This is a genomic window from Actinomadura rubteroloni (genome assembly GCF_002911665.1).
In the GTDB taxonomy this organism is placed as follows: Bacteria; Actinomycetota; Actinomycetes; order Streptosporangiales; family Streptosporangiaceae; genus Spirillospora; species Spirillospora rubteroloni.
In genome coordinates, this window is record NZ_MTBP01000005.1 from 303,199 (window position 1) to 330,163 (window position 26,965).

General features: G+C 77.3%; 27 protein-coding genes. 16 read left to right on the forward strand and 11 right to left on the reverse strand.

The window, feature by feature from the left end:
* The first annotated feature begins 65 nt into the window (after positions 1-65).
* On the forward strand, positions 66-365 hold the full coding sequence (locus BTM25_RS27820) for a 4a-hydroxytetrahydrobiopterin dehydratase (protein ID WP_103566461.1): 300 nt from the start codon (positions 66-68) through the stop codon (positions 363-365).
* 470 nt (positions 366-835) lie between these two features.
* Here BTM25_RS27820 and BTM25_RS27825 read toward each other — a convergent pair whose 3' ends face one another.
* Entirely contained in the window at positions 836-1,618 is a 783-nt protein-coding gene (locus BTM25_RS27825; protein ID WP_103566464.1) for an SDR family NAD(P)-dependent oxidoreductase, read from the reverse strand.
* Between the two features lie 47 nt (positions 1,619-1,665).
* Between BTM25_RS27825 and BTM25_RS27830 the strand changes: the two genes are divergently transcribed.
* The 3 genes from BTM25_RS27830 (at position 1,666) to BTM25_RS27840 (ending at position 4,993) form a co-directional block, all read left to right on the forward strand.
* On the forward strand, positions 1,666-2,724 hold the full coding sequence (locus BTM25_RS27830; protein ID WP_103566466.1) for an aminotransferase class V-fold PLP-dependent enzyme: 1,059 nt from the start codon (positions 1,666-1,668) through the stop codon (positions 2,722-2,724).
* Between the two features lie 289 nt (positions 2,725-3,013).
* Complete coding sequence (locus BTM25_RS27835; protein ID WP_235828734.1) at positions 3,014-4,279, forward strand: PucR family transcriptional regulator; 1,266 nt, start codon at positions 3,014-3,016, stop codon at positions 4,277-4,279.
* Between the two features lie 60 nt (positions 4,280-4,339).
* A complete protein-coding gene (locus BTM25_RS27840; protein WP_103566468.1) occupies positions 4,340-4,993 on the forward strand; it encodes a DUF2231 domain-containing protein in 654 nt (217 codons plus the stop codon).
* A 286-nt stretch (positions 4,994-5,279) separates the two neighbouring features.
* Here BTM25_RS27840 and BTM25_RS27845 read toward each other — a convergent pair whose 3' ends face one another.
* Positions 5,280-6,341, reverse strand: a complete 1,062-nt coding sequence (locus tag BTM25_RS27845) for a 3-oxoacyl-ACP synthase III family protein (RefSeq protein ID WP_103566472.1) — start codon at positions 6,339-6,341, stop codon at positions 5,280-5,282.
* Between the two features lie 221 nt (positions 6,342-6,562).
* Between BTM25_RS27845 and BTM25_RS27850 the strand changes: the two genes are divergently transcribed.
* The 5 genes from BTM25_RS27850 (at position 6,563) to BTM25_RS27870 (ending at position 12,126) form a co-directional block, all read left to right on the forward strand.
* Positions 6,563-7,564, forward strand: a complete 1,002-nt coding sequence (locus BTM25_RS27850) for an acyltransferase domain-containing protein (protein ID WP_103566475.1) — start codon at positions 6,563-6,565, stop codon at positions 7,562-7,564.
* Between the two features lie 12 nt (positions 7,565-7,576).
* A complete protein-coding gene (locus tag BTM25_RS30780) occupies positions 7,577-9,352 on the forward strand; it encodes an acyl-CoA dehydrogenase family protein (RefSeq protein ID WP_103566478.1) in 1,776 nt (591 codons plus the stop codon).
* 92 nt (positions 9,353-9,444) lie between these two features.
* Positions 9,445-10,020 carry a TerD family protein gene (locus BTM25_RS27860; RefSeq protein WP_103566480.1) on the forward strand — a complete coding sequence of 192 codons (576 nt, stop codon included), beginning with the start codon at positions 9,445-9,447 and terminating at the stop codon, positions 10,018-10,020.
* Between the two features lie 230 nt (positions 10,021-10,250).
* Positions 10,251-11,072: an HAD-IIA family hydrolase gene (locus tag BTM25_RS27865; protein WP_103566483.1), complete on the forward strand. Its 822-nt coding sequence runs from the start codon at positions 10,251-10,253 to the stop codon at positions 11,070-11,072.
* Positions 11,073-11,316: 244 nt separating this feature from the next.
* Positions 11,317-12,126, forward strand: a complete 810-nt coding sequence (locus tag BTM25_RS27870) for a DUF3152 domain-containing protein (protein ID WP_235828736.1) — start codon at positions 11,317-11,319, stop codon at positions 12,124-12,126.
* Here BTM25_RS27870 and BTM25_RS27875 read toward each other — a convergent pair.
* A complete protein-coding gene (locus BTM25_RS27875) occupies positions 12,101-12,739 on the reverse strand; it encodes a TetR/AcrR family transcriptional regulator (RefSeq protein ID WP_103566484.1) in 639 nt (212 codons plus the stop codon). The genes BTM25_RS27870 and BTM25_RS27875 overlap by 26 nt on opposite strands.
* 74 nt (positions 12,740-12,813) lie before the next feature.
* Here BTM25_RS27875 and BTM25_RS27880 point away from each other — a divergent pair, with 74 nt between their 5' ends.
* The gene (locus BTM25_RS27880) at positions 12,814-13,440 is read left to right on the forward strand and encodes an IMPACT family protein (protein ID WP_103566487.1); all 627 of its coding nucleotides are present in this window, start codon (positions 12,814-12,816) and stop codon (positions 13,438-13,440) included.
* Here BTM25_RS27880 and BTM25_RS27885 read toward each other — a convergent pair.
* The 6 genes from BTM25_RS27885 to BTM25_RS27910 all read right to left on the reverse strand — a co-directional run bounded on the left by BTM25_RS27885 (position 13,413) and on the right by BTM25_RS27910 (position 19,160).
* Positions 13,413-14,369 (reverse strand): GlxA family transcriptional regulator, encoded by a 957-nt coding sequence (locus BTM25_RS27885; protein ID WP_103566489.1) that lies wholly within the window; start codon positions 14,367-14,369, stop codon positions 13,413-13,415. The two genes, BTM25_RS27880 and BTM25_RS27885, sit on opposite strands and share 28 nt — an antisense overlap.
* Positions 14,370-14,376: 7 nt before the next feature.
* Positions 14,377-14,985, reverse strand: coding sequence for an isochorismatase family protein (locus BTM25_RS27890; RefSeq protein WP_103566492.1), 609 nt, complete (start codon positions 14,983-14,985; stop codon positions 14,377-14,379).
* 70 nt (positions 14,986-15,055) lie between these two features.
* The gene (locus tag BTM25_RS27895; RefSeq protein ID WP_103566493.1) at positions 15,056-16,237 is read right to left on the reverse strand and encodes a glycosyltransferase; all 1,182 of its coding nucleotides are present in this window, start codon (positions 16,235-16,237) and stop codon (positions 15,056-15,058) included.
* A 322-nt stretch (positions 16,238-16,559) separates the two neighbouring features.
* On the reverse strand, positions 16,560-17,630 hold the full coding sequence (locus BTM25_RS27900) for a tyrosine-type recombinase/integrase (protein ID WP_103566496.1): 1,071 nt from the start codon (positions 17,628-17,630) through the stop codon (positions 16,560-16,562).
* Between the two features lie 90 nt (positions 17,631-17,720).
* On the reverse strand, positions 17,721-17,939 hold the full coding sequence (locus tag BTM25_RS27905) for a hypothetical protein (protein ID WP_103566497.1): 219 nt from the start codon (positions 17,937-17,939) through the stop codon (positions 17,721-17,723).
* Between the two features lie 102 nt (positions 17,940-18,041).
* Positions 18,042-19,160: an FAD-dependent oxidoreductase gene (locus BTM25_RS27910; RefSeq protein ID WP_103566500.1), complete on the reverse strand. Its 1,119-nt coding sequence runs from the start codon at positions 19,158-19,160 to the stop codon at positions 18,042-18,044.
* 53 nt (positions 19,161-19,213) lie between these two features.
* Here BTM25_RS27910 and BTM25_RS27915 point away from each other — a divergent pair, with 53 nt between their 5' ends.
* From BTM25_RS27915 to BTM25_RS27925, 3 genes are all read left to right on the forward strand, one after another.
* Positions 19,214-19,906: a TetR/AcrR family transcriptional regulator C-terminal domain-containing protein gene (locus BTM25_RS27915; protein ID WP_103566503.1), complete on the forward strand. Its 693-nt coding sequence runs from the start codon at positions 19,214-19,216 to the stop codon at positions 19,904-19,906.
* A gap of 830 nt (positions 19,907-20,736) precedes the next feature.
* On the forward strand, positions 20,737-21,366 hold the full coding sequence (locus tag BTM25_RS27920) for an alpha/beta hydrolase (protein ID WP_103566506.1): 630 nt from the start codon (positions 20,737-20,739) through the stop codon (positions 21,364-21,366).
* Between the two features lie 3 nt (positions 21,367-21,369).
* On the forward strand, positions 21,370-22,290 hold the full coding sequence (locus BTM25_RS27925) for an alpha/beta hydrolase fold domain-containing protein (RefSeq protein WP_103566508.1): 921 nt from the start codon (positions 21,370-21,372) through the stop codon (positions 22,288-22,290).
* Between the two features lie 63 nt (positions 22,291-22,353).
* Here the strand turns inward: BTM25_RS27925 and BTM25_RS27930 are convergent, their stop codons facing one another.
* A complete protein-coding gene (locus BTM25_RS27930; protein WP_103566511.1) occupies positions 22,354-23,064 on the reverse strand; it encodes a hypothetical protein in 711 nt (236 codons plus the stop codon).
* A 126-nt stretch (positions 23,065-23,190) separates the two neighbouring features.
* Between BTM25_RS27930 and BTM25_RS27935 the strand changes: the two genes are divergently transcribed.
* From BTM25_RS27935 to BTM25_RS27945, 3 genes are read left to right on the forward strand one after another with little or no spacing between them, the layout of a single operon-like run.
* Positions 23,191-24,204 carry an AAA family ATPase gene (locus BTM25_RS27935; protein WP_103566513.1) on the forward strand — a complete coding sequence of 338 codons (1,014 nt, stop codon included), beginning with the start codon at positions 23,191-23,193 and terminating at the stop codon, positions 24,202-24,204.
* Positions 24,201-25,169, forward strand: coding sequence for a DUF58 domain-containing protein (locus BTM25_RS27940; RefSeq protein ID WP_103566515.1), 969 nt, complete (start codon positions 24,201-24,203; stop codon positions 25,167-25,169). The genes BTM25_RS27935 and BTM25_RS27940 overlap by 4 nt, the downstream gene beginning before the upstream one ends.
* Positions 25,166-26,113 (forward strand): VWA domain-containing protein, encoded by a 948-nt coding sequence (locus tag BTM25_RS27945; protein ID WP_103566517.1) that lies wholly within the window; start codon positions 25,166-25,168, stop codon positions 26,111-26,113. Before BTM25_RS27940 ends, BTM25_RS27945 begins: the two co-directional genes overlap by 4 nt.
* On the opposite strand, the gene BTM25_RS27950 is transcribed toward BTM25_RS27945, so the two are convergent.
* Positions 26,110-26,889: a rhomboid-like protein gene (locus BTM25_RS27950; RefSeq protein WP_103566520.1), complete on the reverse strand. Its 780-nt coding sequence runs from the start codon at positions 26,887-26,889 to the stop codon at positions 26,110-26,112. The genes BTM25_RS27945 and BTM25_RS27950 overlap by 4 nt on opposite strands.
* Positions 26,890-26,965 lie beyond the last annotated feature (76 nt).

Below are 26,965 nucleotides of genomic sequence, written 5' to 3' on the forward strand. Positions count from 1 at the left end.
GAGGGTGGCGGCGCGGGGCATCTGGCAGGGGGAGCCCGGCGCCGCCGGGCGGGGAGGAGCACACGATGGCGGAGGTGCTGGGCGACGCGGCGATCGCGGCGCGGCTGACGGAGCTGGCGGGGTGGGAGCGGACGGACGGCCGGATCCACCGGTCGGTGACGGCGCCGTCGTTCCTGACGGGCATCGAGGTGGTGAACGAGGTGGCGCGGGCGGCGGAGACGGCCGACCACCATCCCGACATCGACATCCGGTGGCGGACGGTGACGTTCTCGCTCACGACGCACAGCGCGGGCGGCCTGACGGCCAAGGACTTCGCGCTGGCGGAGTCGATCGACCGCATCGCCGCCCAGCACGACGCGACCTGACCCCGCCCGGGAAAGGCGTCCGACCCGCTTGCCGGACGTCTCACCAGAAGCCCGCCGTCAGGCCGGGCCGACGCCGGGCCGAACGCGCCGCGTGCGGCGCCGCGCGACCGGACCGCGCGCCCGGCCTGACGGCGCGGCGGCGGCGCGTTCCGCACGCCGCTCGCGGCCAGCGGCTCGGCGGGCTCGGCGGGCTCGGCGCGCCCCGTCGCCGGGCGGGGCCGTGCGACCGGGCTCGACGCGCGCCCTCCGACGCGCGCCCTCCGACGCGCGCCCTCCGACGCGCGCCCTCCGACGCGCGCCCTCCGACGCGCGCCCTCCGACGCGCGCCCTCCGACGCGCGCCCTCCGACGCGCGCCCTCCGACGCGCGCCCTCCGACGCGCGCCCTCCGACGCGCGCGGCAGGGTGCGCGGCGGCGGCCCGCTGACGGGAGCGATCCAAGGGTTCTGAGGGCGGGTCAGTGGGCGGCGGGTCAGTGGGCGGAGAAGCCGCCGTCCACGAAGATGGCCTGGCCGGTGACGGCGGACGCGGCGGGGCCGGCGAGGAACACGGCGGCGCCGGCGAAGTCGGCGGGGACGCCGTTGCGTCCGGTGAGGGTGCGGGCGGCGAGCGCGGCGACGCGGCCGGGGTCGGCGGACAGGTGCGCGTTCAGCGGCGTGGCGACGAACCCGGGGACGAGCGCGTTGCTGGTGACGCCGTGCGGCGACCAGGCCTCGGCCTCGGAGCGGGCGAGCGCGGTGACGCCGCCTTTGGACGCGCCGTAGGCGCCGCTGTCGGCGAACGCGCGGAACGCCTGCTGGGACGACAGGTGCAGGATGCGCCCGTAGCCGCGCCGGGCCATGCGGGGCGCGAAGTGGCGGCCGAGCAGGAACGGGGCGGTGAGGTTGACGGCGAGGGTGGTGTCCCAGACGTCGTCGCCGAGGTCGCCGAGCGGGGGCCGCAGGTTGACGGCGGCGCTGTGGACGAGGATGTCGGGGTCCCCGAACGGGACGGCGGCGTCGGCGGCGGCGCGGCGCACCTGGGCGCGGTCGGCGAGGTCGGCGACGACGTAGTCGGCGTCGTGCCCGGCGGCGCGCAGTTCCCCGGCGGTGTCGCGCAGCGCGGTCTCCCCGCGGGCGAGCAGGACGACGCGGGCCCCGGCGGCGGCGAGCGCGGTGGCGATGGCGCGGCCGATGCCGGAGCTGCCGCCGGTGACGAGCGCGACGCGTCCGTGCAGGCCGAACAGCCCGGTGAGGTAGGCGGCGGGTGTGGTCATGCGGGCACCCTATGGGCGGGCGGGGCGGCGTCGTCCATCATCGGGGTATGGACATCGCGGGCGGGTCGCTGTCGGTGCAGGAGGCGCGCGGGGAGTTCGCGCCGCGCGTGGCGTATCTGAACACCGCGTCGTACGGGCTGCCGCCGCGTGCGGCGCACGAGGCGATGCTGGCGGCCGAGCGGGACCGCGCGGCGGGCCTGATGTCGCCGGCCGGGGTGGAGGCGACGGTGCCGGTGGCGCGGGCGGCGTTCGCGCGGCTGGTGGGGGTGCCGGCGGAGCGGGTGGCGGTGGGCCCGCAGGCGTCGTACTTCGTGGGGCTGGTCGCGGCGTCGCTGCCGGCCGGGGCGCGGGTGGTGGTGGCCGACGGCGACTTCGCGTCGCTGGTGCACCCGTTCCTGGCGCGCGAGGGGCTGCGGGTGCGGTCGGTGCCGCTGGAGCGGGTCGCGGACGCGGCGTCGGACGGCGCGGACCTGGTCGCGGTGTCGGTGGTGCAGTCGGCGGACGGGCGGATCGCGCCGCTGGCGCAGGTGTCGGCGGCGGCGCGGTCGGCGGGCGCGCGGGTGCTGCTGGACGCGACGCAGGCGTGCGGGTGGCTGCCGGTGGACGCCGCGGCGGCCGACTTCGTGGTGTGCGGCGGCTACAAGTGGCTGATGGGGCCGCGCGGGACGGCGTTCTTCACGGTGGCGCCGGACGCGCTGGCGGGCGTGTGGCCGGTCGCGGCGGGCTGGTTCGCCTCCGAGGACCCGTGGGCGTCGCTGTACGCGGGGGAGCTGCGGCTGGCGCCGGACGCGCGGCGGCTGGACCTGTCCCCGGCGTGGCCGTCGTGGGCGGGGCAGGCGGCGGCGCTGGAGCTGCTGGAGCGGGTCGGCGCGGACGCGGTGCTGCGCCACGACGTGGGGCTGGCGAACCGGTTCCGGGCGGGTCTGGGCCTGCCGCCGGACGCGTCGGCGATCGTGTCGCTGCGCGTCCCGGACGGGACGGCGGCGCGCCTGGCCGAGCACGGCGTGGTTGTGGCCGAGCGGGCGGGCCGGCTGCGCGCGTCGTTCCACCTGAGCACGTCCGAGGACGACGTGGACCGCGCCCTGTCCCTGCTCACCGGCACCTGAGACCGCCGCCCGCGCGGGGCGCGCATCCGGTGGGACGAAACGGGCGTCGGGAGGCTCCCGGACGGGAAGGAAAAGGAAGTCCGGACGGCCCCGCTAAGCGGGGTGATGGTCTGGATTGTCCCGAAACGTGGCTTGTTGTTGAGGATGTCGGCGCGATGTTGTCACGGGAGTGACAACGTTCGGCGTGCAGCACGTACACAATGTGAGTGTTGCGCAACGCACAAGATACCTACCGTCGGAGACCCGGTTCCGGGCGGCGGCCCGGCTGCTGTCCGGGTGGAGGTGTGCGGTGACGTTGGTGTACGACGGGGCTCCGGTGGACGGGGCGCGCGAGGGCGCGGCGGCGCAGCCGTGGCGTGCGGTGCCGGTGGCGGAGGCGGCGTGGATGCGGGGGCATCTGCCGGCCGTGCAGGAGCTGATGGTGGCGGGCGTGCTGCGGGAGGTGCCCGAGTACGCGCGTCCGGGCGATCCGGTGTACCGGCAGGTGGTGGAGGCCGCGGTGGTCTTCGCGATGGAGCACCTGGTGCGGCTGATCGAGGACCCGGACGTGTCGTGGAAGGACGTGTACCAGGTCTACTTCGACGTCGGCTACGGGGAGGCGGTGGAGGGCCGCAGCCTGGAGCACCTGCAGAACGCGATGCGGATCGCGTCGCGGACGGCGTGGCGGTACCTGGCGGCGGAGTACCAGCGGCTGGGGCGCCCGCTGTCGCTGCTGAGCGTGATGGCGGAGGCGAACTTCGCGTACCTGGACGAGTTGTCGTCGGCGGCGGCGGCCGGGTACCGGCGGGCGCGGGAGAAGGCGGCGGGCGAGCGCGAGCAGCGCCGGCACCGGCTGCTGGGGCTGCTGCTGTCGGAGTCGCCGGTGCCCGAGGGCGTGGTGGCCGAGCAGGCGGCGATGGCGGGCTGGCCGCTGCCGCAGCGGCTGGCGGTGATCGTGCTGCGCCCGCGTCCGGGCAGCGGCGGGGAGGGCCCGTCGGGGCTGCCGCCGCAGGTGCTGGCGGGCCTGGACGGGGGCCGTCCCTGCCTGGTGATGCCCGACCCGGACGGCCCGGGCCAGTCCGAGCGGCTGACCGGCATGCTGGCGGGCTGGTCGGGCGCGGTGGGCCCGGCGGTGCCGCCGGGCGAGGCGCGGGTGTCGCTGCACTGGGCGCGGCGGGCACTGGAGCTCCCGGCCGACCCCTGCGCCGGCGCCGACGACGCGCAGCGCGTCGGCCTGGTCCGCGCGGAGGAGCGGGTCGCGGACCTGCTGCTGGAGGCGGGCGGCCGGCTGACCGAGATCGTCGCGGCGCGCCGCCTGGAGCCGCTGACGCGGACCCGGTCCCGGCACGGCGTGCGGCTGGCGGTGACGCTGCTGGAGTGCCTGAAGAACGGGTTCAACGCGACGGGCGCGGCGGCGGCGCTGCACGTGCACCCGCAGACCGTCCGGTACCGCCTGGGGCAGTTGCACGACCTGCTGGGCTTCGACATCGAGGACCCGGAGATCCGCCTGGAGCTGATGCTGCTGCTGCAGGTGTGGATCCGGCGGGAGGGCGAGCTGCCCGAGCAGCCCGCCTAGCGCGGCGTCGAGAGGGCGTTGAGAGGGTTCTGAGAGGCCGGTGGCGTTGGATGGGCGTCCATGAGCGATGACGTCCCGGCCTCCGCGCCGTCCCCCGGTCCCTCCTCCCCGCCCGCGCCGGGCCCGGCTCCGGGCGGCGGCCCGCGCCGTGCGCTTTCGGGCGGCGTCCTGAACGCGCCGCTGGTGCTGCTGGCGGCGGCCGTCGTGCTGGCCGCGGGGCTGGCGCCGGTGGAGCCCGGGGAGGCGTTCGGGCTTCCGGCGCATCCGCTGCTGGTCCACGTCCCGGTGGTGCTGGTGCCGCTGCTGTCGGCCGCGGTCGCGGCGCTGGCGGCGCGTCCGGCGTGGCGGCTCCGGTTCGGGGTCGCGGCGGGCGGGGCGCTGGTGGCGGTGATGGCGGCGACGATGCTCGCGGCGGGCGCGGGCGAGGCGCTGCGCGACGCGCGCGCCGGGGGCGGCCCGGTGCCGGCGGCGGTGGCCGAGCACGGGGAGCTGGGCGGGCAGCTCCGCGTGCTGGTGGTGGCGCTGACGGTGGTCTTCCTGGCGGTCCTGGTCCTGGACGCGCGCCGCGCCCGCGTCCCCGAGCCGGGCCGCGCGGCGGTGCTGGCGGGACGGGCCGCCGCGGCGCTCGTGGTGGTCCTGGCGGTGCTGGCGCTGGTGTGGGTGGTGCGGGCGGGCCACGCCGGCGCCGAGCTGACCTGGGGCCACGCCGACTGACCCCGCCGCCCTCCTGCGGCTCTCCCGGTCCGCGCCGCCCGGCGCGGCGCCTGCACGACCGCGCGGCTGCCGTCGCGTGTCCCCCGTCCGCGCCCGCCCTCGACGACCGCGCACGATCGCGCGCGGTTGCCGTGGCGCGTCCCCGGTCCGCCCCCGCCTTTGGCGGCCGGGCAGCCGGTCCCGCCCGCACGAACGCCCGGACGCCGGGCGTTCGTGCGGGGCCGGGCCGCGTGGGCGGTGTGGGCGTTTCCGCGGGCGTCGGCGGCGGGTGCGTGGGACGGTGGGGTCAGGCGGGCCAGCGGAGGAGGACGTGGCCCCAGGTGAGGCCGGCGCCGAAGCCGGCGAGCAGGACGAGGGCGTCGGGGGGCGGGGTGCGGGTGCGCAGGGCGTGGTGGAGGGCGTAGGGGAGGCTGGCGGCGCCGATGTTGCCGACGTCGTGGCCGGCGACGGCGATCTGGGCGGGGTCCAGGCCGGCGGCGGGGCCGAGGGTGGCGGTGAGGCGGGGGTTGGGCTGGTGGGGGACGACGAGGGCGAGGTCGGCGGGTTTGACGCCGGCGTCGTCGAGGGCGGCGGTGACCAGGCGGGGGAACGTTCCGGTGATGAAGTCGCGGACGGCGCGGCCGTCCATGTGGATGGTGTGGCCGCGGGCGGTGAGGGTGGCGGGGCTGGCGGGGGAGCGGCTGCCGCCGGCGGGGATGAGGACGTCGTCGGCGCGGGTGCCGTCGGAGCCGAGGGCCAGGGACACGATGCCGGCGGGGGGCGCGGCGGGGCCGAGGACGGCGGCGGCGGCGCCGTCGCCGAACAGGGCGGCGGTGGCGCGGTCGGTGGGGTCCAGGAAGCGGGAGTAGACCTCGACGCCGATGACCAGGGCGCGGGGCGGGGCGCCGCGCTGGGTGGCGAGCCAGCCGACGGCGGCCTGGACGCCGAACACGAACCCGGTGCAGGCGGCGGCGACGTCGAACGCGGCGGCGCGGCGGGCGCCCAGCAGGGCCTGGACGCGGCAGGCGGTGGCGGGGCCGAGTTCGTCGGGGGTGGAGGTGCCGACGACGATGAGGCCGATGTCGGCGGGGGTGAGGCCGGCGTCGGCGAGGGCGCGGCGGGCGGCGTGGGCGGCCAGGTCGGAGGCGGCCTGGCCGGGGGCGGCGACGTGGCGGGCGGCGATGGCGGTGCGGTCGGCGATCCAGCGGGGGTCCAGGCCGAGGTCGCGCGACAGTTCCTCGCTGGTGACGCGCCGGTCGGGCAGGTAGGCGCCGGTGCCGAGGACGGCGACGGGGTGGCGGGCGGCGGGCGCGGGGCCGGACGCGGGGCCGGGCGGTCCGGCCGGTGGTCGGGGCGGTGCAGGTGTCACGGGCGTTCCCCTCGGTCCGGTCCGGGCTCCGGTGCGGTGACCGGGAGCGTCGTTGGCCGTCGTTCCGGCCGGAGGCGGGCCGGGCGGCGGCCGGGGTGGTTGTCAGGCCGACCCCTGGAAGGAATAATCCCAGTTTGTAACTTTTGTTCTATATCTGTTGGCGCGCTGTCGCTTATCCACGAAGACTAGTGAGTCTTACCCAGAGGTAAGGAGACCCGCCCGTGCCGTTCGCCCCGGACTGGACGCAGGACCTGGCCCCCGATCTGAGATCCGACGACGTGTGCGCCTTCCTCTTCCCCGGGACGGGATCGGGCGGAACCCCCGACCTGACCGCGCTGTCCGCATCCGGCCACACCGCGGCGGGCCCGGCGGGCCGCCGGATCGTCGCCGACGTCCTGGACGCCGTCCAGGAGGGCCTGCCCGCCGGGTGGCCGGTGCTGCGCGGCGTCCTGCTCGACGACCCGGCCGCCTACCCCGAGGCGGCGCGCCGCCCCGGGGTCGCGCAGGCCGCCGACTACGCGTGCGCGGTCGCCGCCGACCGGGTCCTGCGCGCGGCGGGGGTCGCGCCGGCGTTCGCGGTCGGGCAGAGCTTCGGGGAGATCGCGGCGATGGTGTCGGCGGGGGTGTTCACCGTCGCCGACGGCGCCCGCATGGCCGTGAGCCTGGTGGACGTCCTGACCCGGCACGGCTCGGGCGGCGGGATGGGCCTGGTCGCCGCGCCCGAGGCCGACACCCGGGCGTGCCTGCTGCGCGCCGCCGAGCCGTCGGTGGTGATCGCGTGCACGACCGCGCCCGCCCTGACGGTGGTGTCGGGGCCGGACGAGCCGCTGGAACGCGCCCTGCACGCCGCCCGCGCCCACGGGGTGAAGGCGGTGCGGCTCGCCGTCCCGTACCTGTCGCACCACCCGTCGCTGCGCGGCGCCGACGAGGAGTGGTACACGATCATCCGGTCGGTGCCGGCGCGCCCGCCGGAGCTGCCGGTGTTCTCCCCGGTGCGGGGCGGCGCGTACCGGCCGGGCGACGACCCGCACCGCGCGCTGGCCGACTGCATCGTGCGGACGCTGCGGTTCCCCGAGATCGTCCGGGCCGTGCACCGCGCGGGCGCGACGCTGTTCGTCCAGGCCGGGCCGGGCGACGCGCTGTGCCGGGCGGTGGCGCTGTCGGTGCCCGGCGCCCGCACCTGCGCCCCCATGGCCGCCCCCGCCCCCGCCGCCGCCCGCTGAGAGGAACCGCCCATGCCCGACACCACCGACCCCGCGGACCTGGCGGGTTTCGTGCGGGGCCGCGCCGCCGCCTGGATGGACGCGGCGGTCCCGCCGGAGTTCGCGGTCGTCCCCGACGGGCTGACGGCCCGCGGCCGCCAGGCCCTGACCTACGACCGGCTGCGCCGCGCGGGCCGCGCCGCGCCGCCCGCCGCCGAGCTGCTGGCGGACCCGCACGCGCTGTGCGGGCTGCTGGAGCGCGCCGCGGTCGCCGACCCCGCCCTGTTCCACGTGATGCTGCTGCACTACACCCTCGCGCTCGCCCCGATCCTGCGGTTCGGGGCCGGGCAGGACGGCCTGGACGGCCCCCGCGACCGGCTGGCGTCGATGCGGGACGTCGGGACGCTGCTGATGACCGAGGCGGGCCGCAGCAACAGCCACCTGTCGCCGCGCACCACCGCCCGCTACGACGCCGCGTCGCGCGAGTTCGTCCTCACCACCCCCGACGCCGACGCCGCCAAGTTCCCCACCAACACCGGCCATCCCGGCGTCGCCAAGACCGCCGCCGTCTACGCCACCCTCGTCCACGGCGGACGCGAGCACGGCGTGTTCGTGTTCATCGCCGCGCTGCGGGCCGAGGACGGGACGCCTGCGCCGGGCGTCCGGATCATCGCGGCGCCCGACGGGAGCGGCCTGCCCGTCGACTACGCGGCGGTGCGGCTGGACGGCCTGCGCGTCCCCTACGAGGCGTGGCTGCGCGACGGCGCGTCCATCGACTCCGGCGGAGCGTTCCACGACCCGGCGGGCGGCGCCGCGCAGCGCCTCACCCGGTCGATGTCGGTGGGCCCGGCGGTGTGGCGGGCGGTCGTCGCGGCGTGCGCGGCGGTGACGCGCGCGTCGGCGGGGCTGCTGGCCGCGCACTCGGCGGGGCGGGTCGCGCTCGGCCGCCTGGCGCCGCTGCGGCCCCTCACCGACTACCGCAACCAGCGCGAGGCGGTGCTCGGGGCGCTGGCGTCGGCGTACGCGCTCACCGCCGTCGCCGCGCACGTCAAGGACCGCGCCGCCACCACCGGCGGAGGGGACGGCGGCGGGGGCGCGTGGGCGCCGTGGTCGGCGGTCGACCGGGACCTGGCGCTGTTCAAGGCCGCCGCGACCGTCCGCGCCGAGGACGCCGTCGCGCGGTGCCGCACCCACAGCGGCGCGCCGGGGTTCGCCGCCACCGACCGCCTCAACGCCTACCGGGGCCTCACCCACGCCTACCGCAGCGCGGGCGGCGACAACGACCTGATCCTGTTCGACACCGCCCGCGCGATGGCCTCCGGGGACCGGTACGCGCCGCCGCCCGCCGCGCCGGTCCCGGCGGGCGCCGGCCCCCTGGACCCGGAGGTGTGGCTCGGTGCCGCGGCGGCCGCCGAGCGGAGCCTGGCCGCCCGCCTCACCGACCGCGTCGCCGCCGCCACCGCGGGGGGCGCGGACCCGTTCACCGCGTGGAACGCCAACCTGTCCCTGGCCGCCGCCGCCGCGACCGCCCACGCCGACCGCACCGTCCTTGAGGTCGTCGCCGCCGCCGAGGGCGGCGCCCCGCCGCCGGTCCGGCCGCTGCTGCGGCTGTTCGCGCTGGACTGGATGGAGTCGCGCGCGGCCGTCCTGCTGAACGAGGGCGCCGCCGCGCCCGGCCTGCTGGACCGGGTGTGGGAGGCGCGCCGCGCCGCCGCCGACGACCTCCCGCCCGACCGCGCCGCCGACCTGGCCGCCGCCCTGGACCTCCCGCCCGCCATCACCGCCCCCGCGTCGTTCATCACCGCGTGACCCCGGCGGGAACCACGGCGGGGCGGGCTCCGTTGCTCGTTACAGTGCGTGCGGACGACCGACGTCCGCGCGACCGGAACCGGAGGTGGAGTGTGGGTGTCAGCCTGAGCAAGGGCGGCAACGTCTCGCTGACCAAGGAGGCCCCCGGGCTGACCGCGGTGGTGGTGGGCCTGGGCTGGGACGTGCGGACCACGACCGGCGCCGACTTCGACCTGGACGCCAGCGCGCTGCTGTGCTCGGCGGACCGCAAGGTCGTCTCGGACCGCCATTTCGTGTTCTTCAACAACCTCACCAGCCCCGACGGGTCGGTGGAGCACACCGGCGACAACCTCACCGGCGAGGGCGAGGGCGACGACGAGCAGATCAAGGTGAACCTCGCGGGCGTGCCCGCCGAGGTCGACACGATCGTGTTCCCGGTGTCGATCTACGACGCCGACGCGCGGCAGCAGAACTTCGGGCAGGTCCGCAACGCGTTCATCCGCGTGGTGAACCAGGCCGGCGGCGCCGAGATCGCCCGCTACGACCTGTCGGAGGACGCCTCGACCGAGACCGCCATGGTGTTCGGCGAGCTGTACCGCAACGGCGCGGAGTGGAAGTTCCGCGCGGTCGGGCAGGGCTACGCGTCGGGCCTGTCGGGCATCGCGTCCGACTTCGGCGTCAACGTCTGACCCCGGCCGCTCCCGGCCGGGCGCACCGAGATCCCCGGTGCGCCCGGCCCGCGCGCCCCCGTGGAGCGCCGCCCCGGGCGTCCCGCCCAGCGCGGCACCCCGCGCGGCGCACCGCCCCCGGCCCGCACCGCCACGCGTGCACCGCGCGCCGCAGTGCGACCCGGCGGGCGGGGCGCGGCGGGGCCGGGGGGCGATGTCGTGGATCGTTCCGGCCTGCGACAATGGGCGGTATGAACAAAGGCGCGCCGATCGAGTCGTGGTTGTCGGACATGGACGGCGTCCTGGTCCACGAGGGCCGCCCGATCCCGGGCGCGGCGGAGTTCCTGCAGCGCCTGCAGGCGGCGCGGCGCCCGTTCCTGGTCCTGACCAACAACTCGATCTACACGCAGCGGGACCTGTCGGCGCGGCTCGCGGCGCTCGGCCTGCCCGTCCCGACCGAGTCGATCTTCACGTCGGCGCTGGCGACGGCGGCGTTCCTGGCCGACCAGCGGCCCGAGGGGTCGGCGTACGTGATCGGGGAGGCGGGGCTGACGACGGCGCTGCACGAGGCCGGGTACGTCCTCACCGACATCCGCCCCGACTACGTGGTGCTGGGCGAGACCCGCACCTACAGCTTCTCCCAGATCACCCAGGCCGTCCGGCTCGTGGACGGCGGCGCCCGGTTCGTGGCGACCAACCCCGATCCGGTGGGGCCGTCGGCGGAGGGCTCGATGCCCGCGACCGGCGCGGTCGCCGCGATGATCACGCGGGCGACGGGCGTGGAGCCGTACTTCGTCGGGAAGCCGAACCCGCTGATGATGCGAACGGCGCTGAACCGCGTCGCCGGGCACAGCGAGAGCACCGTGATGGTCGGGGACCGGATGGACACCGACATCGTCGCGGGCATCGAGGCGGGCATGCGGACGGTGCTGGTACTGAGCGGGGTGACGGGGCGCGGCGAGGTGGAGCGGTTCCCGTTCCGCCCGACGGCGGTGGTCCCGTCGATCGCCGACGTCGCGGCGATGGTCGACGACCCGTCCCTGCTGGACCGCGACGAGCCCACCACCCACTGACCCGCCAGCCCTCCCGCAGCGCGGCGTGCGGCTTCCGTCGCGGCCGGGTCCGTGCCGGCGGGGGCGGTCTCGGGGCCGTGAGGTGCAGGTCGGGGCGGGGTCGGTCGCGGGGCGTGTCCGGGCGCCCGGTTATCCTGGCGGCGATATCCCGACATGGGCCGGTGAAGCCGGTCATCGCGGCCCGGTGTTCAGCCGTGCGCGCCGTGGCGGGGACGCCCAGACCGGCCGATCGCAGGAGTTCCGCGTGCACGAACCCGACCCGTCCCGCGCCCCGGCGGCCCGGCCGCGCCGCCGTCTGGTGTGGACGGTCGCGGGCGCCGTCGCGTGCGCGGCGGCGGTCGGTACGGCGGCCGTGGCGGTCGCCGCCCGCGACGGCGGTTCCGGCGCCGGCCGGCGGGCGGCGCGCCCGGAGGCGGCGGGGACCCGCGCGGCGCCCCGCACGCCCGCCTCGCCCAGCAGGTCCCGGTCCCCGAGACCGCGGCCCGACGGGCGGCGGCAGCCGGAGCGGGTCCGCGTGCCGGTGGCGGGGACGGGACGGTTCACCACCGCTCCCGCCGCCGCGTCCACGGCGTACCGGACCGCCGGGGCGGCCCGCACGGTCCGGTACGCCGTGGACGTGGAGGGCGGCCTGCCGTTCGACGCGGCCGTGTTCGCCGCGCAGGTCCAGCGGATCCTGAACGACCCGCGCAGCTGGGGGCACGGGGGCCGGGCCCGGTTCGTCCGCGTCGCGGGCGGCCCGGTCGCGTTCCGGGTGTCGCTGGCGAGCCCGTCGCTCACCGACCGGCTGTGCGCGCCGCTGATCACGGGCGGGGAGCTGTCGTGCCGCAGCGGCACCCGCTCGGTCATCAACGCGCGCCGCTGGGGGCAGGGCGCCGTGACCTACGGCGCGGACCTGGCGTCCTACCGCGAGTACGTGGTGAACCACGAGGTCGGGCACGCCCTGGGCCACGGCCACGAGCAGTGCCCGGGGCGGGGGCGGCGCGCGCCGGTGATGGTGCAGCAGACCAAGTCCTTGCAGGGCTGCCGGATCAACCCCTGGCCGTTCCCCGGGTGAGGAGCGCGTCGACGAGCGCGGTGAGGTCCCCGGCGAAGTGCTCGTGCCGGCCGTGGGGGTTCCAGGCGTCCCCGAGCGCGTCCAGCGTGGGGTGCGCCGACGGGTCGACGTCCCCGGTGACCAGCAGCCGCTTGCCCGTGTAGGCGGGGTGGATGCGCTGCACCAGGTCCCCGAAGCTGAACACCCACGTCACGCGGTGCGCCCGCGCCGCCTCCGGCAACGTCAGCCCGCACGCCGTCCACGCCGCGTACAGGTCCTCCATCAGCCACAGCAGCGCGGGCGCGGCGACGTCGCTGCGGCTGAGGACCTCGGTGATCCACGGCCGTCCCGCGAGCTGCCCGTGCTGCCACAGCAGCAGCGCCAGCAGCCGGTCGCGGGGCGCCTGCGGCAGCACCGGCCGCGGCAGGCCCCCGAACACCCGGTCCATCAGCAGCGTCAGCAGCTCGTCCTTGCCGCGCACATGCCGGTAGATGCTCATCGGCGCGCTCCCGACGGCGGTCGCGACGCGCCGCATCGACAGCGCGGTGCTGCCCTCCCGGGTGACGATGTCCAGCGCGGCGTCGATGATGTCCTCGCGCGTCAGCCGGTGGTCGGACAGCCCGTGGTCGCTCACGCACGCAAGTGTGACACGCCCGGCATCTCGACGGGACCGGGCCGCCGCCCCCGCCCGGCTACACTCGGCCCGTCATGCGCAGGATCCAGCGGCCCGGCTCCCACACCGTCGAGGTGCGCCGGTCCCGGTTCACCTGCACCCTCGCCCGCGTGGACGACGAGGCCGCCGCCGCCGCGTTCCTCGCCGCGCACCGCCGCGCGCACCGCGACGCGACCCACAACTGCACCGCCTACGTCGTCGGGGACCGCGGCGAGACCACCCGCAGCAGCGACGACGGCGAACCCGCCGGGACGGCCGGGATCCCGATGCTGGAGGTCCTGCTCCGCCGCGAGATCACCGGGACCGCCGCCGTCGTCACCCGCCACTTCGGCGGGGTGAAGCTCGGCGCGGGCGGCCTGGCCCGCGCCTACGCCGGCGTCGTCGCCGCCACCCTGGACCGGGTCGGGCTCGTGGAACTCCTCCCGGTCACCGACGTCACGGTCCGCGTCGCGCACACCGACGCCGGCCGGTTCCTCGGCGACCTGCACGCCCGCGGCCCCGCCCCCGGCGACGTCCGCTACGGCGCCGACGTCGCCGTCACCGTCCGGGTGCCCGCCGCCGGCGCGGCGGAGTTCGCGGCGTGGGCGGCGGCGGCGACCGGCGGCCGCGCCGCCGTCGAGCACGGCCCGGCGGGCTACGGCGAGGTCCCCGTCCCGCCCTGACCCCCGCCCTGACCCCGCTCCGCGCGGGCGGCGCGGAGGCGGCGGAGCATGCGCGCGTCGCCGAACCCGACGGCGCGGGCGGCGGCGTCGGCGGTCGCGCCCTGGGCGATCAGCGCCTCGGCGTGCTCGACGCGCAGTTCCTGCTGGTACCGCAGCGGCGTCCGCCCGGTCGCGGCGGTGAACCGGCGCGTGAGGGTCCGTTCGCTCACGCCCGCCGCCGCGGCCACGGCCGCGAGCGGGAGCGGTTCGGGGAAGCGCGCGTCGATGAGGTCCTGGGCGCGGTGCACGGCGTCGGCCAGGTGCGCCCGGTACCGCAGCATCATCCCGTCCTGCGGCTGGTCGCCGTTGCGCCGCGCGTACACGACCATCGCGCGGGCGGCGCGCGCGGCGGCGGCGGGCCCGTGCCGGACGGCGACCAGGTGCAGCGCCAGGTCGATGCCGCTGGCGATGCCCGCCGACGTCACCACCCGCCCGTCGGTGACGAACAGGACGTCCCGGACGACGCGCGCGGCGGGGTGGCGGCGCGCGAGGTCGGCGTGCAGGGCGTGGTGGGTGGTGCAGCGCCGCCCGTCCAGCAGCCCGGCGCGGCCGAGCGCGAACGCGCCCGCGCACACGCTCGCGACGGTCCCGCCCGCCGCGTGGTGGGCGCGCAGCCGCGCCGCCGTGCCCGCGCCGATCCGGCCCGGGTCGGGGTCGGCGGGGCGGCGCCGCCAGCCGGGGACGACGACCAGGTCGGCGGGGGACAGGTCCGGCCACACGGTGCCGGCGCGGACGGTCAGGCCCTGCGCGGTCGGGACGTCCTCCTGCTCGGCGACGTACCCGGCCCGGTAGGGCAGGCCGAGGTCGGCGGCGGTGGAGAACACCTGGGCGGGCCCCGCCAGGTCCAGCAGGTGCACGCCGGGGACGAGCACGAACAGCACACGCGTCACGATCCGGTCAGTGTAGGCGGCCCGCCGGGGCGAGGTCGTCCAGGGACGCGATCCGCGCGAACCGTCCCGCCAGCGCGTACTCGGTGCGCTCGGCGACCGCCGCGGCGGGCAGGGTGCGGGGGTCGGCGAGCAGCGCCGCCACGTCCTGCCCGGCCCGGACGGCGGGCGGCGCGTCGCGGTGCGCGATCGGGAACGTCGCGGTCGCGTCCGTCACGAACACCACCCCGTAGCCGAGGTCGGCGCCGACCCGCGCCGTCGTCTCGCAGCACTGCTCGGTCTGGATCCCGCACACCACCAGCTCCCCGACGCCGCGCCGCGTCAGGACCCGCTGCAGCCCGGTGGTGGTGAACGCGTTCCGGGACGTCTTGGTCAGCACCGGCTCCCCGGCCGCCGGGTCCAGGCCGTCCATGAGCCGCACGTGCCCGCTCGCCGGGTCGAACGGCGTCCCCGACCCCGGCTCGGCGTGCAGCACCCACACCACCAGGTCCCCGGCGGCGCGCGCCGCGTCCACCAGCCGGGCGGTGCGCGCGGCGATGCCGGGGCGGTCCACCGCCTCCCACAGCGGACGGCGGCGGAAGGACTCCTGGACGTCGATCACGATCAGCGCTCGGTTCATGCCCCCGATCCTCGCGCCCGGGCCGCCGCCGCGCCCAGCCACGATCACGCCGCGCACCGGAACGATCCGGTCACCCGCCCGCCGCCCGGCCCACCGCCGTCCGGCCCTTCCACATCCCGCCGCGCCCGGTGTAGTGGCGGCGCGCCGAGTCCACCGTCATCACCGCGTACAGGGCCGCGACGAGCGGCAGCGCGACCGCCCGGACCGGCGACAGCCCGTAGAACCGCAGCACCGGCACCTGCGTCGCCGCCATCACCGCCCACCCCGCCGCGCCCGCCACCGCCGCCGCGCCGTCCCCGGCGGCCGCCCCCGCGACCGCCGCGACCGGCGGCACCCCGTACAGCGCCGCCAGGCCCGCGACCGTCGCCGCCAGCAGCACGGGGGAGTAGCGGAGCTGGTGGTAGGCGCTGCGCACCACCATCGCCCACAGGTCCGCGAGCCCCGGGTAGGGGCGGCGGCTCACCACGTCCCGGGCCAGCCGCAGCTCGCACCGCGCCCCCGACCGCTTCAGCAGCCGCCCGAGCGCCACGTCGTCGATGAGCGCGCCGCCGATCGCGGCGAGCCCGCCCGCGCGTTCCAGCGCCGCCCGCCGCACCAGCATGCACCCGCCCGCCGCCGCGGCCGTCCGCGACCCGTCCCGCCCGACGCGCCGGAACGGGTACAGCTGCGCGAAGAAGTACACGAACGCCGGCACCACCGCCCGCTCCCAGCCGGTCGCGACGCTCAGCAGCGCCATCCGCGACACCAGGTCCCGGTCCCGCACCGCAGCCGCCCGCACCAGCCCCGCGACCGCACCGGGACCGTAGGCGATGTCGGCATCGGTGAACAGCACGAGCTCCGGCCGGGACCGGTCGGCGGCGCGGACGCCCTCGCTCATCGCCCACACCTTCCCCGCCCACCCGGCGGGCCGCTCCCGCGCCGCCACCACCTCCAGCCCCACCGCGGCACCTGCGGCCAGGCGCGCGGCGAGCGCGGCGGTCCCGTCGGTGCTGCCGTCGTCGACCAGCACCACCCGGAACCGCCCCGGGTACTCCTGCGCCAGCAGCGCCGGGAGCGTCCCGGGCAGCACCGCCGCCTCGTCGCGCGCCGGGACGACCGCGACGACGTCCGGCCACCCGCCCGCCGGAACCCCGCCGCACTCGCCGAAGTCCTCGCCGTCGGTGGGGGACGTCCGCCAGAAACCCCCGTGCCCCGCCGCGAGATACGCCCATGCGGCCAGCGCCGCCACCGCCGCGACCCCCAGAACCGTCACGCTCCGCAGCGTCGCACCCGCGCACCGTGCCCGTCACGGCGCCACGCGCCGCACCCGCCCGGAACCCCCGCCGCCGTCACCACCGCCGTCTCGACCGCCACGCCCGGTGCGGGCGCGGCGGTCACGGCCGGGTCCGGCCCCCGCCACCGTCCGCGACGGGAACGACGCCGCCACCCACCGCGCGATCCGCTCCGCCGCGTCGCCGCCGCCCGACGCACCGCGCGCTCCCGGCATCGCGCCGCGCCGGTCGTCCAGTCCCGCGTTCAGTCCCGCGTCCGCGTCCGGTTCAGCGTCCGGGTGCGTGTCCGGGTGCGGGGCGGGTTCAGCTCGTGTCGTTCGTCCCGTCGGGCCGTGCGCGGCGCCGCGCCGGGAGCAGCGGATGGACGCGCATCGCCGCCTCCAACTCGCCGGGCAGCTCGTCGCGGTACCGGCCCAGGGTCGACAGGTCGGCGTGCCCGAGGATCCGCCGCACCGCGTCCATGTCGGTGGCGACCGCCAGCAGGTGCGTCGCGGTGGTGTGCCGCAGCCCGTGCGGCGTCACCCCGCGCCGCCGTCCCGGCTCCACCCGTGCCAGCACCCGGTCGATGACGCCCTGCACGTCGCCGCGCGCCAGCCGCCGCCCCCGCCACGACAGCAGCAGCGCCTTGTCCTCCACGCCCCGGTCCAGCTCCCGCCGCCCCGACGCCAGGTAGGCGTCCAGCACGCTGGCGACCGCGTCGGGCAGCGGCACGTCCCGCGTCCGGCCGCCCTTCCCGAAGATCCGCCAGTACCGCACCCCGGCGTTGACGAAGAAGTCCTCCACGTTCGCGCGCGTCAGCTCCGACACCCGCGGCCCCACCGACGCCAGCAGCAGCACGATCAGCCCGTCGCGCAGCTCCGTCCGCTGGTCCGCGCGGCGCCCCGCCGCGGGCCGCGCCGCCACCAGGTTCTGCGCCGCGTCCAGCAGCCCCGCCGCCTGCTCGGCCGTCAGCGCCCGCCGCTCGGCCCGCAGCCCGCCGCGCTCACGCGCCTCCAGCGTCACCGACCCCATCGGGTTGAGCTGCACCCACCCCGCCACCGTCGCGTACCGGAAGAACGCCGACACCGACCGCCGGAACCGCGCCTGCGACGCCGCGCTCTGCGTCGCCCGCCCCGCAGGGCCCGGGCCCGCCGCCGCGCGCCGCCCGTCCGGCTTGCGCGCGAACCGCACCAGGACCGCGTCGACCGCGGTGCCGTCCAGGTCGTCCAGCACCGCCCCCGCGTCGGCCAGCTCCGCGAACGTCCCCACGTCGCGGACGTACACCTCCGCCGTCCCGGGCGCGAGCGCACCCGTCGCGGCCTTGGCGCGGACCATCTCGGCATAGCGGTCGGCGGCCTCGACCACCGTCAGGCGCAGGACATCGGCTGGACGCACGCCGCCGAACCTACCGGCCCCCTCCGACAGAACACCCCGGAACGCCGAAGGGCGGCCCCCGCCCGGGGACCGCCCTTCACGTCCGCGCCCTCAGGGGAACACGACCTCCCGGGCCGTGCTCTCGGGCGCGTGGCCCTGCGCCTCGCGCAGCGCCCGCGCGAACAGCGGGTCGCGGCGCCCCCGCCTGGCTACGGCCGTGCAGCTCACCCCGGCGGTCCTGGCGGCACGGGCCACGTACCCGTGCTCGGCGAGATCTTCCAGGAAGACGTCCACCCACACCGGGGCGGACCGCTCGGTCGTCACAGCCATCGGATCACTCACTACGCGTTCGGGGCGCCGCCGGCGCGGCGGCGCGTTTCGATATCCGCACAAGGTACTCCTGCGCGCCGCGCCCCGCACCCGGACAGGCGGTCAGGACGGCTGGACCTCGTCGAACACCGCCACCGCCCCGGCCGGGTCCGCGCTCACCAGCCGCTCCAGCCCCGCCGCCGTCCTTGCCGCCCACCGGGCCGCGCGCGCCTGCATCCGCTCCTCGAACGCCCGCACCGCCCCGTCCAGCCCGTCGGGGCCGGCGGCGGCGACCGCCTCGGCCAGCTCCGCGCCGTCCAGCATCGCCAGGTTCGCGCCCGCCCCGAGCGGCGGCATCAGGTGCGCGGCGTCGCCGAGCAGCGTCACCCCCGGGACGTGCGGCCACGCGTGCCCCACCGGCAGGACGTGCAGCTCCCGGCGCACGAACACCGTGCCACGCCGCACGAGGTCCAGCAGGGGAGCGGCCCACCCGTCCAGCAGCGCCAGCGCCCCCGCCCGCAGCGCCTCCGCGTCGCCCGGATCCACATCGGCGAGCCACCCCGGCGGCGTCCGGTGCTGGACGTACACCTTCACGTGCCCGCCGCTGCCGCGCTGCGCCACCACCCCCCGGTTCACCCCGTACGCCGCCACCGCGCCGTCCCCGACCAGACGCGCCAGGTCCGGATGGCGGGTGTCGACCTCGTCCAGCGACGTCTCCACGTACGTCACCCCCGCGTACGCCGGCCTCGCCGCCGACACCGCCGGACGCACCCGCGACCAGGCGCCGTCCGCGCCCACCACCAGGTCGAACACCTCCTCCCGCCCGTCCGCGGACCGCACCGCCGCACTGTCCCCGCGCGGCACCACCTCCGCCACCTCCCACCCCCACCGCACGTCCAGCCCGCCGAGCAGCAGGTCGCGGAGCTGGCCCCGGTCGATCTCCGGATTGGCCCGCTCGCCCGGACCCGGCCGCCAGTCGCGCAGCACCGCCCCGCCCGGGTCCAGGATCCGCATCGCCTGCCCCTCCGGACGCGCCAGCGCCCGGAACCCCGCCAGCAGCCCCGCCTTGTCCAGCGCGAGCTGCCCCAGCCCCTCGTGCAGGTCCAGCGAACCGCCCGGCGGACGCGCGGCGGGGGAGGGGTCGCGCTCCAGCACGCTCACCGCGCACCCCTTGCGCCGCAGGACGCGCGCGAACGTCAACCCGGCCGGTCCGCTCCCGGCCACCGCGATACGAAAGCTCATGGCGATACACTGTATTGTCTCGATATGGCGTATCGCAACAGTACGGTGCAACCATGACCGTGTGGGACCGCCCCGAACCGCCGCCGCGCCCCGCCCCCCTGGACCGCGCGCGCATCGTCGCCGCCGCCGTCGCGCTCGCCGACGACGGGGGACTGGACGCGGTGTCCCTGCGCAAGGTCGCCGCCCGCCTCGACGCCGGCCCGATGCGCCTCTACGGCTACATCGCCACCAAGGACGAACTCCTCGACCTCATGGTCGACGACGTCCACGCCGAGATCCTCCCCAGCGGGCCGCCCGACGGCTGGCGGGACGCGCTGCGCGGCCGCGCCCACCGCACGCGGAGCGCCGTCCTGCGCCACGAGTGGCTCGCCGACCTGCTCGGCGGCCGCCCGTCGCTTGGCCCCAACGCCCTCGCCGTCACCGAGTCCACCCTCGCCGCCCTCGACGGCCTCGCGCCGCTCGACACCGTCCTGCGCGCCGTGGCGACCGTCAGCGCCTACGTCACCGGGGCGATCCGGCACGAGGTCGCGGACCTGCGGGCCGAGCGCGCCACGGGGCTGTCCGAACGCGAATGGCAGCGCGCGTCCGGCCCCCGCGTGCGGGAGGTCCTGGCCACGGGCCGGTTCCCGGCACTGGCCAGGGCGGTGCACGACGGGGCGGACGTCGACGCCGGGACGTCCTTCTCGACCGGCCTCGAATGGGTCCTGGACGCCGTCGCCGCCAAGCTCGACCAACCGTCCGCCTGACGACCAGGCCAAACAGGTACAGATGGGTACAAACCATCACATACCCAACAGAATCCAATTTCTGTCTTGTTTCAAATCGCCCGCCTCAACACGCTCACCACAACCCTCTGACCAGCGCTTTCACCACAGACTCGCCACAAATCGGACACCGCACGATGCCGAATCCGGGGGAGAGGCACACCGCCACGAAGGTGGCCTCCACGCAGCCCGGACGGTGGGGAAGCCGCCCACGACCTGCGAGTACTCACGCCACGCGGCCGACGCGGCATGCCTCGGCGAAGCCGTCCGGCCGCTCAGGCGTCGCGGCGTCCGGGCACCCTCATGATCACCTCACGCGCACTTACCGGTCGGCGTCCCGGCTTGCGTTTGTGCGGCCGCCGACCGAGCGGCCCGAGCCGCCCGAAAGGGCAGAGCCGAGAGGACACGGCGGGTCCCAGCATGCGAGCCGCTGTGACGCGGCAGAAGCCCGTCGGCGTCTCGGCCATTGCCGGGGTCCCGGCGCGGTGATCCGGTCGGCGCACGCCGCGTGGACGTCGGCCGCGTCGTGCGTTGCTGCGGCGCGCGTTTGTGCGCTGCGAGACCACGGCGCGCGGCTCGTCCGCGCCATCGTCCGCGCCGCAGGGCCGCGTGCCGCGTGCCGCGTGCGACGGCCGCACGGCGTGCGGTGCGGCGTGCGATGGGCCGCGCGGTGTCTATGTGCAGGTGTTCACGCTGGTCGGTGCCCCTCTCCACAGCTCCCCGCAGATGCGCGATAATGTACATTATGTTAAGTAGCGCTGGTGGGGGCGGCGGGGTGTCCGTTTCGGGTGGGCCGTGAGAGGGTGCGGGGCATGCTGAGCGAGCCCGCCCCCCGCCTGTCGGTCCGCGCGCGGCGCGGCGGGGTGTCCGCCGTCGTGCTGGTGCTGCACGGCGGGCGCGAGCACAGCCGCGCTCCCGCGTCGTTCCGGCAGCCGGCGGCGCTGCGGATGGCGCCGTTCGCGTGGACGCTCGCGGCCGACGGCCGGCGGCACGGTCTGGCGGTGTGGACGCTGGGGTACCGGTTCCGGGGGTGGAACGGCGCCGACGCCTCCCCCGTCGCGGACGCGCGCTGGGCGCTGGAGCGGGTCGCGGCGGCCCATCCGGGGGTGCCGGTGGTGCTGGTGGGGCATTCGATGGGGGCGCGGACGGCGTTGCGGGTCGCGGGCGCGGAGCAGGTGCGGGGCGTGGCGGCGCTGGGCGCGTGGGTGCCGCGGGACGAGCCGGTGGAGCAGCTCGCGGGCCGCCGGGTGCTGTTCGTGCACGGCACCGGGGACCGGACGACGCCGATCTCGGGCGCCCGCCGGTACGCCGACCGCGCCCGGGACGTCGCGGACGTCCGTTTCGTGGAGGTGCCCGGTGAGGGCCACGCGATGCTGCGGCGTCCGGGGCTGTGGCACCGGGCGGTGAGCGCGTTCGCGCTGTCGTGCGCGGCGGCGGGCTGAGCGGTGGGCCGGGATCCGGAGTACCTGGCGTTCCTGCGCCGCTTCCTCGCCGACTCCGAGGCCCTGAGCCGCGCGGCGGAGCGGGACGGGCTGCGGGGCCTGGCGGCGGCGCGGGCGGTGCACGCGGCGGAGCTGGCGGCGCTCCCCCGCGCGCCGCTGCACCGGGTGGAGGACGTGGTGGCGGGCGGCGTCGCGGGACGCCTGTACGTGCCGGACAAGGGGGCGCCGCCGGGGCTGCTGGTGTTCGCGCACGGCGGCGGGTGGGTGCTGGGCGACGTGGAGTCCTACGACCCGGTGGTGCGGGCGCTGGCGGCGGCGTCGGGGGCGGCGGTGCTGTCGGTGGAGTACCGGCGTCCGCCCCGGCACCGGTTCCCGGCGGCCGTGGACGACGTCGCCGCGGCGGTGGCCGCGGCGGACGGCCTGGCGGCGCGGCTCGGCACCGGGAAGGTCGCGGTGGGCGGGGACAGCGCGGGCGGTCAGATCGCGGCGGCCGCCGCGCACCGCCTGGGGGCCGCGGGACGGCGCCCGGCGGGCCTGGTGCTGGTCTATCCGGCGGTGGACCTGCGGTCGGTGCCGTCTCCCCCGCCCGACCCGGACGGCCTGGAGTTCCCCGGCCAGGACCTGGACGGCGTCCTGGCGGCGTACCTGGGCGACGCCGACCGGACGGACCCGGAGGTGTCGCCGCTGCTGGCCCCGGACTTCTCGGTGCTGCCGCCGACGGTGGTCGCGACGGCCGGGCACGACCGGCTCCGCGCGCAGGGCGAGGCGTTCGCGGCGCGGCTGCGGGACGCGGGCGTGGAAGCGGTCCTGCTGCCGGGCGACGGCCTGGACCACGGGTTCCTCGGGTGGGGGCCGTTCGCGCGGCGCGCGGCGGACGCGGTCGCCGGTCTCGGCGCGGCCGTCCGCGCCCTGTTCACGGAGTGAGGACGCCGACGGCGAGGCGCGTCAGCGTCCCGCCGCCGCCGGCGGACCACTGGGGATGGGGTCTTACAGGGGTCCGCCGCCCCCGTCGCCCGGCCCGGGCGTGCCGGGCGGGACCGGCGACCCCGGCGGCGGGGACGGTTCGGGCGTCGTGCCGGGCGCGGGCTGCTGCGGGACGCTCATCGTCGGCTCGGGCGGCGGCGGGGGCGGCGGCGACGCCTTCGGCTCGCACGCGAACAGCACCGCCAGGAGCAGCCCCAGGACTCCGAGGACCGCGACGAGCGTCAGCGTCGCCGCGACCAGCCCCCGCTCCGGCCGCCCGCCCTCCGGCACCACCGGAACCCGCACCGGCACCGGCGGCGGGGCCAGCGCGGGCTGCGACCCCTGCCAGTGCGGACGGAACCCCGGCCCGTGCCGCGGCCCGTCCACCGCACCCAGCAGCACCGCCCGCAGAAAACGCTCCGCGCCCGCCCGCGCCGTGTCGAACTCCGTCGCGACCCACGGCGCCGGCCCGTCCGGCTGCGCCGCCACCACCGGCGCCGCACCCCCCGACGACTCCCCCGGCCCGCCCGGCAGCTCCGCGCGGATCGCCGCCCGGAACCGGTCCCGCGCCGCGGCGTCCTCGGCCGCGCCGCTGCTCAGGACCGCCACCGACGCGCGCCGCCCCGCACCGTCCACCCCGACGAACACGATCCCGGCCGCCGACTCCGACAGCCGTGCCGACAGGCGGAACGGACCCAGCACTCCCGGATCCCCCGGCGGCAGCGGCGCGGACATGGGCGCCACACTAACAACCCGATCACTGGACGGCCCTCCACCCGGGTAGGACCCGCCCCAACGGAGATCGCGTAGGGTCGGGGAAGCTCCCGCCGCACCCGCCGAGGACCAGTGAGGGAACCGCCGATGACCGTCGCCGCGCACGACGCCGACCGGGCCGCAGGGCTCCTGCGGGACACCCTTGCAGAGGTGAAGAAGGTCATCGTCGGGCAGGACCACATGGTCGAGCGGCTCGTCGTGGCGCTCCTGGCGCGCGGGCACTGCCTCATCGAAGGCGTCCCCGGCGTCGCCAAGACCCTCGCCGTCGGGTCCCTGGCCCGCGTCGTCGGCGGGACGTTCGCGCGGCTGCAGTTCACCCCCGACCTCGTCCCGTCCGACATCGTCGGGACCCGCATCTACCACCCCTCCACCGAGCAGTTCGACGTCGAACTCGGCCCGGTGTTCGTGAACTTCGTCCTCGCCGACGAGATCAACCGCGCCCCCGCCAAAGTGCAGTCCGCGCTGCTGGAGGTCATGGCGGAGCGGCAGGTGTCGCTCGGCGGCACCACCTATCCCCTGCCCGAGCCGTTCATCGTCCTCGCCACGCAGAACCCCATCGAGTCCGAAGGCGTGTACCCGCTCCCCGAGGCGCAGCGCGACCGGTTCCTCATGAAGATCGACGTGGAGTACCCCGGCGCGCACGACGAGCTGGAGATCCTGCGGCGCATGAGCGTCGACCCGCCCGCCCCCGGCCGCGTCCTGGACCCCGCCGGGCTCGCCGCGCTCCAGCGCGCCGCCGACACCGTGTCGGTCCACGACCTGGTCGCCGACTACATCGTCCGGCTCGTCATGGCCACCCGCGACCCCGCCCAGTACCACCTGCCCGACCTGCGCGACCTCATCGACATCGGCGCCAGCCCCCGCGCCACCCTCGGCCTGGTGGCGGCCGCCCGCGCCCTGGCGCTGCTGTCGGGACGCGACTACGTCCTGCCCGACGACGTCCGCGCCGTCGCCCGCGACGTCATGTCCCACCGCATCGTCCTGACCTTCGACGCCCTCGCCGACGGCGTCGACACCCGCGACGTCGTCCGGCAGATCCTCGCGACCGTCCCCCCGCCCCGCGTGGTGTGGAACCACGGCGCCGGGGTGACGCCCGCATGACCACCGGCGACGACGAACGCGAACGCGCGCGGCGCCTGGCGCCCGGCCCCGGCCTGCGGCGCCTGCACCTGGCCGTCACCCGCCGCCTGGACGGCCTCCTCAACGGCGAGCACCTCGGCCTGCTCCCCGGCCCCGGCACCGAACTCGCCGAAGCGCGCCTCTACCAGGCCGGCGAGGACGACGTCCGCCACATGGACTGGGCCGTCACCGCCCGCACCACCAACCCCCACGTCCGCGACCTCGTCGCCGACCACGAACTCGAGGCGTGGGCGCTGGTCGACCTCACCCCCAGCATGGACTTCGGCACCGCCCACCTCACCAAACGCGACCTGGCCGCCGCCGCCCTCGCCGCCGTCGGGTTCCTCACCGTCCGCCTCGGCGACCGCGTCGGCGCCTACCTCCACACCCCCGCCGGGCTCCGCCGCCTGCCCGCCCGCACCGGACGCCCCGCCCTCTACGCCCTCCTCCACACCGTCCTCACCACCCCCATCCGGCCCGCACCCGACGCCGCGACGCTCACCGCCGCGCTCACCGCCCTGGCCTCCGGCCAGACCCGCCGCGGCCTGCGCGTCGTCATCTCCGACTTCCTCCCCCAGCCCGGCGACGACCCCGAGCACCCCCCGTGGGAACGCCCCCTGCGCCGCCTCACCGCCCGCCACCAGGTCCTCGCCGTCGAGATCATCGACCCCCGCGAACTCGACCTCCCCGACATCGGCCTCCTGGACATGACCGACCCCGAGACCGGCGCCACCCACGAGATCGTCCTGGACCGCCGCACCCGCCAGCGGTACGCCCGCGCCGCAGCCGCCCACCGCGCCGCCACCCGCGCCGCCCTGCGCCGCGCCGGCGCCCACCACCTCGTCCTGCGCACCGACCGCGACTGGATCGCCGACATCGCCCGCTTCGCGCTCCGCCAGCGCCGCGCCGCCGGACGCGCCATCGCCGCGCCGGGGGTGCGCGCATGACCTTCCTGTCACCCGAGCGGCTCTGGCTCCTCGCGCTGCTGCCGCTCCTGGCCGCCGCGTACGTCCTGCTGCAGCTCCGCCGCCGCACCTACGCCGTCCGGTTCACCAACCTCGCGCTCCTGCAGCACGTCGCGCCGCGCCGCCCCGGCTGGCGCCGCCACATCGCCGCCGCCCTGTTCCTCGCCATGATCACCCTCATGACCGTCGGGTTCGCGCGGCCCGCCGGGAACGTCAAGGTCCCCCGCGACCGCGCCACGATCATGGTCGCCGTGGACGTGTCGCTGTCCATGATGGCCCGCGACGTCACCCCCTCCCGGCTCGACGCCGCCAAGGACGCCGCGAAGAAGTTCATCCAGGACCTCCCCGCCCGCTTCAACGTCGGCGTCGTCGCGTTCGCCGGGAACGCCAACCTCATCGCCGCGCCCACCACCGACCGCGCGAACGCCATCGCGTCCCTGGACCGCCTCACCCTCGCCAAACGCACCGCCATCGGCGAAGCCGTCTTCACCTGCCTCCAGGGCATCGGGTCCTTCGACGCCCAGGCCCGCCAGGACCCGCCGCCCGCCCACATCGTCCTGCTGTCCGACGGCGACAACACCACCGGACGCTCCGTCCAGGAAGCCGTCGACGCCAGCCGCGCCGCGCACGTCCCCGTCTCCACCATCGCGTTCGGCACCCCGTACGGCACCGTCGACATCGAAGGCGAGACCACCAGCGTCTCGGTCAACAAGGAGACCCTCCGCACCCTCGCCGAGAGCACCGACGGGAAGGCCTACGAAGCCGCCGACGCCGGGCAGCTCAGCGACGTCTACACCCACATCGGCAGTTCCCTGGGCTTCACCACCGAGCACCGCGACATCACCGCCCGCTTCACCGGCCTGGCCCTCCTGCTCGCCCTCGGCGCCGCCGGAACCTCCCTGTTCTGGTTCTCCCGCCTCCCCTAGCCCCGCGCGGCGCGGACACGGCACGGCTCCGCGCACGGCAGGCACGGCGCCACGTTCGGCGGACGCCGCGACGGCGCCCACCACAGCAGCACCGCCCCCGCCGCCAGACCGCACAGGGCCGCCAGGACGTGCCCGACGTCCCACAGCGTCCCGCCCCGCACCAGCGGCCCCGCCACCCCCGCCGTGACCAGCACCGCACCCGCCACCCGCGCCCGGCCCCGCATCAGCAGCACCGCCCCCGCGAGCTGCGCCACCATGATGTAGGAGACACCGACGTCGGTCGTCACCGCCAGCCACGCCGGCGCCCGCCCCGACTCCAGCGCCCCCGTCTCCACCACCGCCGTCAGCAGCGACCCCAGCACATGCCCCGCCAGCCCGATCACCACCGAACGCGGCGTCCCCCACCGCCGCTCCCCCCACGCCACCACCGTCACGAACACCAGCACGTACAGCACCAGGCCCTGGCCCTTGTCCGCCACCCACAACGCGCTGTTCGCCAGCGCCCGCAACGGCTCCCGGTGCAGATTCGCCAGATTCGTCGACTGCAACGTCGTCAACAGCTCGATCAACCGCGGCGGCGCCGACTCCTGCACCAGCGTCGACGCCGTGAACACCGCCACGTACGCGAACGTCGCCGGCGCCTCCAGCACCCACGCGTGCGCCGCCCGCGTCCACGGCGCCAGCCACCCCGCCACCCGCCCCGCAGGCCCCCACACCGCCCCCAGCCCCCGCAGCGCGTACCACGCCGCGACGACCGCGGCCACGCCCATCACCATCCCCGCACCCACGTCCGGCCCCCCTGCCCTCGACCACCGCAGCGTCCCACCCGCCCCCTCCCCCGCGCCCGCACCG